Genomic DNA, 9,212 nt, shown 5'->3' on the forward strand with positions numbered 1-9,212 from the left:
GCCGCGAATGACCACCGCACCCTCCCGTCGCGACCGGCGGATCAGCCCCGTCTTCCTCGGGATCGCCGCCGTCATGGCCGTCACCGGGTGGGCCGTGTGGACCGACTTCGCGTCGGACGCCCGTATCGCCGTCTTCCTCTTCGTCACATCCGCGTGGGTGGTCTCGCTCTGTCTGCACGAGTACGCGCACGCGCGCACCGCCCTGCACAGCGGTGACATCTCCATCGGCGCCAAGGGCTATCTGACGCTCAACCCCCTCAAGTACACCCATGCCTTGCTCAGCATCGTGCTCCCTGTGGTCTTCGTCATCATGGGCGGTATCGGTCTGCCCGGTGGCGCGGTCTTCATCGAGCGGAGCCGGATCCGGGGCCGCTGGCGGCACAGCCTGATCTCGGCGGCGGGCCCGCTGACGAACCTCCTGTTCGCGGTCGTCTGCACCGCGCCCTTCTGGCTGGGCCTGCTCGACGGTGTGCCGCTCCTCTTCCGCTTCGCGCTCGCGTTCCTCGCCCTGCTCCAGGTGACGGCGGCGATCCTCAACTTCCTGCCGGTGCCGGGACTTGACGGTTACGGCGTGATCGAACCGTGGCTGTCGCGCAAGGTCCGCGCCCAGGTGGAGCCGTTCGCGCCGTTCGGACTGATCGCGGTCTTCGGCATCCTCTTCATCCCGGAGGTGAACGTCGCGTTCTTCGACGGGATCGACGCGATCCTGAGCGGGCTCGGCATCAGCGATCTCGAAACCTACTGCGGTCAGAGTTTCTACCGGTTCTGGACGACTCGTGATGAGTTGTGCCAGTCGTTCGTCAGCTAGCGCGCGGCGCGGTCCTCGCCTTGCGGAGGTAGTACCACGCCATGTTCGAGGACAGCCCGGCCAGCAGCACCCAGACGACACCGAGCCAGTTCCCCCGCAGGAAGGACACCACGGCCGCGGCGATGGCCAGGAGGCAGAAGACGAGGGCGTAGAGAGCGAGGCGGGGCATGGGGTCGGCTCCTGTCGAGGGCGTGGTGCGTGCGTACGGCGCCCGTCCAGTGTCCCCCATGCCCGGTCCGCGCTCCGATGCGGAGGGGCCGGGCCCGTGCGGTCCGGTCCCGGCGTTACGGCGGTCCGGCGGCCGGTCCCGGCGTTACGGCGGTCAGGTCCCGGCGCACCGTCCCGTCCCCGTCGTCAGAGGTCGGTGACGCGCAGACCCGCGTGCGCCTTGTAACGGCGGTTGACCGAGATCAGGTTCGCCACGAGCGACTCCACCTGGTGCGCGTTGCGCAGCCGCCCCGCGAACACCCCCCGCATACCGGGGATACGCGCCGCCAGCGCCTGCACGATGTCGGTGTCGGCCCGCACCTCGCCGAGCACCATCACATCGGTGTCGATCTGTCCGACCGCGGGGTCCAGGAGCAGCACGGCGGACAGATGGTGGAACGCGCCGGTCACGCGTGACTCGGGCAGCAGGGCGGCGGCCTGTTCGGCGGCGCTGCCCTCCTCCGGCCTCAGCGCGTACGCGCCCTTCTTGTCGAAGCCGAGCGGGTTGACGCAGTCGACGACGAGCTTGCCCGCGAGTTCGTCCCTGAGCGATTCCAGCGTCTTGGCGTGGCCCTCCCACGGCACCGCGACGATCACGATGTCGCTGCGGCGCGCGCACTCGGCGTTGTCGGCGCCCTCGACGCCGAGGCCGAGTTCGGCGGCGGCCGTCCCGGCCCGCTCGGCGGCGCGGGAGCCGATGATCACTTTCTGCCCGGCCCGTGCCAGCCGGTAGGCGAGCCCGCGCCCCTGGTCGCCGGTGCCGCCGAGAACACCCACGGTCAGGTCCGCGACATCGGGAAGCTCCCAGGGGTCCTTGGCGGGGGGCTTCGGCGTGCTGCCACTGTCAGTAGAAGTCATGACCTTGACAGTACTTGTCGGTGTGGGAGGTGCTCGGCGCGACCCTCGCGGGCCGCTCGCGCCCCCTCGCGGTCCCTGCGGGACTCCCGCCCGGCGCACGCACAGCCGGAATGGCTCGTTCGGGTGATGCCGTGCGGACCCCCGGCGCGGGGTCCCGCGCTGCGGCAGGATCCCGGCCCATGGATGCCGTACGCGTCGCCCTGCTCCGTGAAGTCCTGGCCGGTACGGAGTGGCCGGCCGCGACCCGGCGGTTCGCCGCGTCCCTGCGGTCATCCGTCGTGCCGCAAGGTGGCGGGCTGCTGCTGGTGGGGACGCGGGTGTACGAGCCGTGGCACATGGCAGCGCACCTGGTGGACGAGGCCGCGTGGTCCGGCCGCCCGGAGCTGACCCCCCTGCTCGTACGGCACCGGGTACGGCCCGGCGAACCGCCGCACCTGGCCGTCGGGCTCGGCAGGCTCCAGGCGGCGGGACGGGGCGAGACGCTGCTGCTGGTGGCGCCGGAGCGGCCGGACGGCGGGCTGTTGGAGCGGGTGCACGACGCGCGGCGAGCGGGGGCCACGGTGCTGTCGCTCGGAAGCGGGGACTCCGAGGTGGTGGGGCTGGCGCACGACGCGCTCACGATCGCGCCGCCGGTGCCGGAGGACTCCCGGGAGGGCGCGTCGGGCATCGACCTCGACATGGTGCAGCACCTGGTGAGCGCGGCGGCCGGCGAGAACGGGCTGCCGGCGGCGCGCGGCAGGCGCCGCTTCCGCGACCGGCTGTCACGGCTGGTCGACCAGCTGACGTCACCGCCGCCCGCCCGCTGGTGATGCCGCCGTCGTCGCGCGCGTCCGGGACGGCGGCGGGCGGCTAAAGGAGTTGCCCGGCGTGACCGCCACGACGGAACATGGCCTCTCGTGACCAGAAAGCTGACCGCGATCCTGCCGGACCTCACCCCGCTGCGCACGCTGCGCGAGTTCCGACTCCTGTGGATCCAGGGTCTGGTGACGTATTTCGGCAGCTCCATGGCCATGATCGCGCTGCCGCTCCAGATCAAGGATCTGACCAACTCGCCTCTCGCCGTGGGTGCGATGGGCGCGGTCGAGCTGGTCCCGCTGATCGTTTTCGGCCTGTACGGCGGTGCGCTCGCCGACGCGGTCGACCGCCGCAAGCTGATCCTGCTCTCCGAGGCGTGCCTCGGGCTGCTCGCGGTCGTCCTGCTGATCAACGCGCTGCTGCCCCGGCCGGCTCTCTGGCCGCTGTACGTCGTGGCCGCGGGCGTCTCAGCGCTCTCGGGCATCCAGCGGCCCGCGCTGGACTCGCTGATCGCCCGGATCGTGCCGCACGCCCAGACGACTGCGGCGGCCGCGCTCAACGCGCTGCGCTGGCAGACAGCGGCGGTGGCGGGGCCCGCGGTGGCCGGTGTCGTGGTCGCGCTCTCGGGGACGGCGACGGCGTACGCGCTGACCGTGACCGGCTTCATCGCCTCCGTACTGATGTGCCTGCGGCTGCGCCCCGCGCCGCCTTCCAAGGAGGCGGGGAAGCCGTCGCTGCGCGGGATCGCCGAGGGCGCCCGTTACGCGTGGAGCAAGCCGGTGCTGCTGGGCACGTACGCGGTCGACCTGAGCGCGATGCTCTTCGCCTTCCCGCTCGCGATCTTCCCCTTCCTTGCCGAGGACCTGGAGGCGGAGTGGGCGCTGGGGCTGATGTACGGGGCGATCCCGCTCGGCTCCGTACTGGTCAGCCTGACCAGCGGCTGGGCGTCGAAGATCCGGCGGCACGGCCTGATGGTGGTGCTGGGCGCGGGCGGCTGGGGCCTGGCGATGACCTTCGCGGGCCTGATGCCGAACATCTGGCTGGTCCTGTTCTGCCTGGTCCTGGCGGGTGCCGGCGACATGCTCAGCGGACTGGGCCGTTCCACGATCTGGAACCAGACGATCCCCGAGGAACTGCGGGGCAGGCTGGCGGGCCTGGAGGTGCTGTCGTACAGCGTGGGCCCGCAGCTCGGCCAGGTCCGCGCGGGCACGGTGGCCGGCTGGACGGGCACCCGCCCGGCGATCTGGAGCGGCGGGGTGGCGTGCGTGGTGGCCGTGGGACTGCTGGCCGCGGTGCTGCCGAAGCTGATGACGTACGACTCGGAGACGGACGAGGACGCGCTGCGCCGCAAGGCCCGCCAGGAGGCGCAGCTGGCCGCGGCGGACGGGGCCGCGGCCGAGGTCCCGGCGCCAGGGGTGGTCACCTGACGCCGGACGAGCCGGAGGGGTCAGTTCGGGGGCGGCCCCTCCTGCCTGTCGTGCCAGCGGGGGTCGGTCTCCCAGTCGACGTTGCGTTCGGCCGCCGTCTCCATGGCGCGCTCCGCCTCCTGCCTGGAGGCGTACGGGCCGAAGCGGTCCTTGGCCGGACAGTCCGGGCCCTCCTCGACCTTCTTGTGTTCGAGGCAGTAGTACCACTCGCCCGGCTTGCCCACCGTGCGCTTCTTGAACAGGGCCATCGTCGGCTCCTTCCTCTGAACGCCATGCTGCCCCACCGACAGCTTTTGAACGCTGGTTAGACTCGCTTGTATGTCTGGCCAGTCACTGCTCGTGCCCGGGGAGCTCTCTCCCGCCCGTTCCGTTCCCGCGAAGATCCGGCGCCCGGAGTACGTCGGGAAGCCTCAGCCGGCCCCGTACACCGGGCCGGAGGTGCAGAGCGACGAGACCGTCGAGCTGATGCGGATCGCCGGCCGGATCGCCGCCCAGGCGATGGAGGAGGCCGCGAAGCACATCGCGCCCGGCGTCACCACCGACGAGCTCGACCGGGTCGCGCACGATTTCATGGTCGACCACGGGGCGTATCCCTCCACCCTCGGCTACCGCGAGTTCCCGAAGTCGCTCTGCACCTCGGTCAATGAGGTCATCTGCCACGGAATCCCGGACTCAACCGTGCTGCGCGACGGCGACATCGTGAATCTCGACGTCACCGCCTACATCAACGGCGTGCACGGCGACAACAACGCCACCTATTTCTGCGGCGACGTCGACGAGGAGTCGACGCTGCTGGTCGAGCGGACCCGTGAGTCACTGAACCGGGCCATCAAGGCCGTCAGGCCCGGCCGGCAGATCAATGTCATCGGCCGCGTCATCGAGTCGTACGCCAAACGCTTCGGTTACGGCGTGGTCCGCGACTTCACCGGGCACGGCATCAACTCGTCGTTCCACTCCGGGCTGATCATCCCGCACTACGACAGCCCGCACGCCACGACCGTCATGCGGCCGGGCATGACCTTCACCATCGAGCCGATGCTCACGCTCGGCACCCACGAGTACGAGATGTGGGACGACGGCTGGACCGTGGTGACGAAGGACCGCAGGCGGACGGCCCAGTTCGAGCACACACTCGTGGTGACGGACACCGGCGCGGACATCCTGACCCTGCCCTGACCCCGCTCACTCCCGACCTGCTCAGCCCTCCGCGGGGGCCACACCGGTGGCGGGTGTCCCCCCGTGGTCAGTAGGTATTCCTTTTACCGACAGGACGTCGGGAACTAGTTGACTTAGTCGATGCGAAGTGGCGGACACCTTCACGCCGGGTGTCCGCCGAGTACAGAGGGTGGGATATCCACGGCTGTCCGTTCGCTGCGGACTCGCCCTACGAACTGCCTCGGGTACTGCTCATCGATGAGTTCGACAAGAGCGACACGGACCTGCCGAACGACCTCCCGAACGTCCTGAAGGAGGAGAGGCCGTGATCCGTCGAGTGAAACGCCGTACCCCGAGTACGTCAAGGGCGACAACTTCCGCACGCGGTACCCAGACCTATCGCGAAGCGCATGGAGATCGAGGCCGACACGGCACGCCAAGGGCAACGCCGGCCGTCAGGAAGGGGAGGGGCACGGCTGATCCCCACTCACAGGCCCGCTCGGCCTGGCCCTCTTCCCTGCCCTTCGAGGTCGCTATGACAAAGCTGCACGCGGGCGGCAAGTTCGGCGGCCCGAGGCCAGTCAGGATCCGGCCACTCCGGCTACAACTCACATTGAACACGGGTCCGGCGGATCAGCACGTCGGAGCCCCCACCGAACTTGGAAAGCCTAGGTAGAGGTGAGCGGATCTGTGACGCTTCACAGATTTGAAGCCCAGATCTACGACGGGGGTAGTCGGCGGGCTCCGCCCGAACTGTGGTCTCCTACAGCTCCGTTGCTCAGCGGTCCCCCGCACGGCGCACAGGAAGTTCAACCAACTTCCGTGTCGGGATGGTGCGGTAGACATGGGCCCGAGACAAGAGGGGGTGAAGAACCGAGATGTTGTTCAAGGAATTCTGGCGAACGGTCCGGCAGGCCATTGCGTGTCCCAACCAGACCGTTCGCCTGATCACGGTGTTGCTCGTGACAGGGCTCATGCTCCTCGTCGGCTACCAGACTGTGACTGGTGCCTAAGGACACGTGAACCGTGCGGCGGGCTGGTGACACAGTCCGCCGCGCCGTCCAAGGTAGCGCCTTTGTCCAGTGCGCTTGACACTCCACACGTCAGATCATCGCCCCGGCGTACCCGGACATCGACACGAACAGGTCCCGCTCGTTCCTCAAGCTCCACCCGGCGCAGCCACACAGAAGCCCCGCGTGCCTACAAGCGGGGCTGTCTGACGTCCGGGCCCAGCACTGCCCCCGTCCGATCCGACGCCACTGAAGTCGGCGACTGGGACGGCCCGAAGGCCTTCCACGCGGGACCGCAACAACGTCAGTTCGTGACAGAGATCCACAGCAGGTGCGAGACGCGCACCGAGGTCTCGACACACCAGCGCCGACTAGCTCGGCCGAGGGGCCCAGGCCCTGCTCTGCCTCGCCCGACGCCGGGCCGGTGTCCTTCTTTTCGCCATGCTCCGCGACGGAACTTTCTACAAACCCCAATCATTCCGAACGACTTGAGAAGTGTTCCCAGGAAATCAAGGAGGGCCGTGTGGGCAACGACTGGTTCGCCCGGAGCGTCACTGTCAAGGCAGCCAAATAGACGGACACATATTTCGCATGCCCTTTCAGGTTGAACTGTCTCAAGTCTTCCACGCTCACCAACGAAGAGTGTGGGACGGCAACGTCGCCTGATCGCAATACAAAGGGCCCCACAGGCGGGGTCCCTCTTGCCTGCGGTCGCAGGATCCAACAAGGCACCGAGACCCGGAGAGCATCACTTCCCTCTACTCTGAGCAGTGACGACCTGTGCAGCCAGGAGAGGCAAGGCCTGTGATGTCTCCAGACGCGACCCCTGACCCGTATGCCGATCTCTTGCTTTTCGGCCAGCGACTTCAGATCCTGCGCACGCGGCGGGGCGTGACCCGTGAGCAGCTCGGTGGGTTGCTCGGTCGCACCGGATCATGGGTCAAGGGGGTGGAGAGCGGACGGCTCAAGACTCCCAAGCTTGAGGTCATCCTCCGGATTGCTGAGATCTTGCGAGTTCGGGACCTATCCGAACTCACCGGAGACCAGAGCGTCCACATCGATCTGTTCGCCGGCCCAGGACATCCACGGCTGGCAGCCGTCAAAGCCGCAATCGACGCGTACCCCCTGGCCATTCCGCAGAGAGAGGCGCCGCACACCGCGCACCTTCGCGCTCGCCTCGCCCGCGCATGGGCCGCAAGGCACTCCGCCCCCAACCACAGGGACGTTGTGGGCGCTTTGCTGCCGGATCTGATCCGAGACGCGCACTCGGGTGTCCGGCAGGCTGAGCATGTGTCAGAACTGCGCTCAGCGCAGGCCGTGCTCTCCGAGGTCTACTCGCTGGCTCAGTTCTTCGTGGCGTACCAGCCTGACGCGCCCCTGTTGTGGAGGGTCGCCGAACGCAGTCTGATCGCTGCCCAGGAATCGGAGGATCCCCGTGCCATCGGGGTAGCCGCGTGGCTCGCTGCACAGGCGCATCGGGACTCCGGCCCCGCGCACTTCGATGCGGCAGACGCGGTGAATCTTGAGAGTCTGAGGTACCTGGAACCCTTGTTGCCTGAGGCACAGGACTCCGTCTTGGCGATCGCCGGTGCGCTCACCTTCGAAGCCGGATACACGGCCGCGCGGCGTGGTGAGACGGGTGTCGCATGGCGTTACTGGGACCAGGCGCGAGACATGGCCGCACGTTTGCCTGTGAACTACTTCGACCCTGTCACATCCTTCTCCCAAGCGATCATGGGCGCCCATGCGGTGACCGTCGCTGTAGAACTTCACGCGGGGGGCGAGTCCGTACGGCAAGCGACGGCAGCCGATGCCGCGACCATCCCGTCCCGCCCCCGCAGGGCGAGGCACCGCATTGAAGAGGCGCGCGCGTATCACCTCGACCGACAGCCCGACGTAGCACTGGTCACGCTCGACAAGGCACACGAAGCAGCACCCGAGACGATCAAGTACAACGGCTTCGCGAAGCGAATCGTGTTGGAAGAGGCCGAGTCGAAGAGCCCTGAGCGTAGGCGTCGCGCGTCCGCTCTTGCCGTGAAGATGGGGCTCCTGGCCGCATGAACGAGGGGGCACAATCTGTGCCCCCGTCAGGTCTCACACGCTCCTAGCGTCGATAGCCAGACCCCGCAACCGCTTCACGGCGGTCCGGGGGTACGGCCGACAGCTCAGCAAGGAGCCATCTACGTGAGGAACTTCAGCCGGACGGCACGGGCGCGGCATGAGCTCACCAAACGCACGAGAGCGGAGATCGAGAAGGCTCTGGATCTCCGGGACAACTTCCAGCGACGGGGCCTCAAGGCCATGGCACAAGGAGCGCTGGATGCTCGGATCACGGTCGTGGTCAGAATGAGCGTGGGCGACTTCCTAGAGCACGCCGCGAACGAAGCTCACGGCCGGTACATGGCACATCTTGAGGTCTGCGGGTGCCGTGCGGTCGGGCGGTCCTGTGGAGCCGGTGACGCGCTCCTGGAGGAGTGGAAGGCAGCTCGTGACCTGGTGAGGGTGGACGCATGAGCACGCCCGCGCCAGGACCCGAGGAAAAGGCAGCACTACGGGCAATCGTGATTCGGTCGGCCCTTGATCTGGAGACCCATCAGATGCGGTGCGTCCTGTGCCGTACGCCGGGCGTGATCTGCGGTACCGGTGCCAATATCGCCGCGACCACCGCGGACGCCGAACGCGCCCTGGGGATGACCTCATGACTGCCGCTCCGACACTCGAAAGCCAGGAAGAGACGGCGTGGGACGCGTATCTCGCCCATTCCGGGAAGTGCACCGACTGCGCGACCTTCCACGCGTATTGCGGCATGGCCACCCGGCTTCTCAAGACCGTTCGCGAACTCCGCGATGAGATCGGGTGGGGCCCCCGTTCCTTGCGGTAGGAGTCGTGGCCGATCTCCTGGCGTTCTGCGGGACCGAACCCCCTCTCAGCCCTGCGGGGCCAGGTGCGGCG

12 protein-coding genes are annotated in these 9,212 nt (G+C 68.3%); 9 read left to right on the forward strand and 3 right to left on the reverse strand.

What is annotated here, in order from left to right:
* Nucleotides 1–7: 7 nt before the first annotated feature.
* The gene (locus tag IEY79_RS15615) at nucleotides 8–808 is read left to right on the forward strand and encodes a site-2 protease family protein (protein WP_189108058.1); all 801 of its coding nucleotides are present in this window, start codon (nucleotides 8–10) and stop codon (nucleotides 806–808) included.
* Here IEY79_RS15615 and IEY79_RS15620 read toward each other — a convergent pair.
* Both IEY79_RS15620 and npdG read right to left on the reverse strand, forming a co-directional pair.
* Entirely contained in the window at nucleotides 801–1,037 is a 237-nt protein-coding gene (locus IEY79_RS15620) for a hypothetical protein (RefSeq protein ID WP_189108059.1), read from the reverse strand. The two genes, IEY79_RS15615 and IEY79_RS15620, sit on opposite strands and share 8 nt — an antisense overlap.
* 125 nt (nucleotides 1,038–1,162) lie before the next feature.
* Nucleotides 1,163–1,873, reverse strand: coding sequence for an NADPH-dependent F420 reductase (gene npdG / locus IEY79_RS15625; RefSeq protein ID WP_189108060.1), 711 nt, complete (start codon nucleotides 1,871–1,873; stop codon nucleotides 1,163–1,165).
* A gap of 179 nt (nucleotides 1,874–2,052) precedes the next feature.
* On the opposite strand from npdG, the gene IEY79_RS15630 reads away from it, so the two are divergent.
* Together IEY79_RS15630 and IEY79_RS15635 are read left to right on the forward strand one after the other, a co-directional pair.
* On the forward strand, nucleotides 2,053–2,682 hold the full coding sequence (locus tag IEY79_RS15630) for a hypothetical protein (protein ID WP_189108061.1): 630 nt from the start codon (nucleotides 2,053–2,055) through the stop codon (nucleotides 2,680–2,682).
* A gap of 87 nt (nucleotides 2,683–2,769) precedes the next feature.
* A complete protein-coding gene (locus tag IEY79_RS15635; RefSeq protein WP_189108062.1) occupies nucleotides 2,770–4,095 on the forward strand; it encodes an MFS transporter in 1,326 nt (441 codons plus the stop codon).
* Nucleotides 4,096–4,115: 20 nt separating this feature from the next.
* Here IEY79_RS15635 and IEY79_RS15640 read toward each other — a convergent pair whose 3' ends face one another.
* Nucleotides 4,116–4,343: a hypothetical protein gene (locus IEY79_RS15640; protein WP_189108063.1), complete on the reverse strand. Its 228-nt coding sequence runs from the start codon at nucleotides 4,341–4,343 to the stop codon at nucleotides 4,116–4,118.
* Between the two features lie 70 nt (nucleotides 4,344–4,413).
* Here IEY79_RS15640 and map point away from each other — a divergent pair, with 70 nt between their 5' ends.
* The 6 genes from map to IEY79_RS15670 all read left to right on the forward strand — a co-directional run bounded on the left by map (nucleotide 4,414) and on the right by IEY79_RS15670 (nucleotide 9,141).
* Nucleotides 4,414–5,271, forward strand: a complete 858-nt coding sequence (gene map / locus IEY79_RS15645; RefSeq protein ID WP_189108064.1) for a type I methionyl aminopeptidase — start codon at nucleotides 4,414–4,416, stop codon at nucleotides 5,269–5,271.
* 149 nt (nucleotides 5,272–5,420) lie between these two features.
* On the forward strand, nucleotides 5,421–5,579 hold the full coding sequence (locus tag IEY79_RS15650) for a hypothetical protein (RefSeq protein ID WP_189108127.1): 159 nt from the start codon (nucleotides 5,421–5,423) through the stop codon (nucleotides 5,577–5,579).
* 1,488 nt (nucleotides 5,580–7,067) lie between these two features.
* Nucleotides 7,068–8,321, forward strand: a complete 1,254-nt coding sequence (locus tag IEY79_RS15655; protein ID WP_189108065.1) for a helix-turn-helix domain-containing protein — start codon at nucleotides 7,068–7,070, stop codon at nucleotides 8,319–8,321.
* A 123-nt stretch (nucleotides 8,322–8,444) separates the two neighbouring features.
* A complete protein-coding gene (locus IEY79_RS15660) occupies nucleotides 8,445–8,774 on the forward strand; it encodes a hypothetical protein (protein ID WP_189108066.1) in 330 nt (109 codons plus the stop codon).
* Nucleotides 8,771–8,962: a hypothetical protein gene (locus IEY79_RS15665; RefSeq protein WP_189108067.1), complete on the forward strand. Its 192-nt coding sequence runs from the start codon at nucleotides 8,771–8,773 to the stop codon at nucleotides 8,960–8,962. Before IEY79_RS15660 ends, IEY79_RS15665 begins: the two co-directional genes overlap by 4 nt.
* Complete coding sequence (locus IEY79_RS15670) at nucleotides 8,959–9,141, forward strand: hypothetical protein (RefSeq protein ID WP_189108068.1); 183 nt, start codon at nucleotides 8,959–8,961, stop codon at nucleotides 9,139–9,141. The genes IEY79_RS15665 and IEY79_RS15670 overlap by 4 nt, the downstream gene beginning before the upstream one ends.
* Nucleotides 9,142–9,212: the final 71 nt, after the last annotated feature.

This window comes from Streptomyces camponoticapitis, assembly GCF_014646115.1.
In the GTDB taxonomy this organism is placed as follows: domain Bacteria; phylum Actinomycetota; class Actinomycetes; order Streptomycetales; family Streptomycetaceae; genus Streptomyces; species Streptomyces camponoticapitis.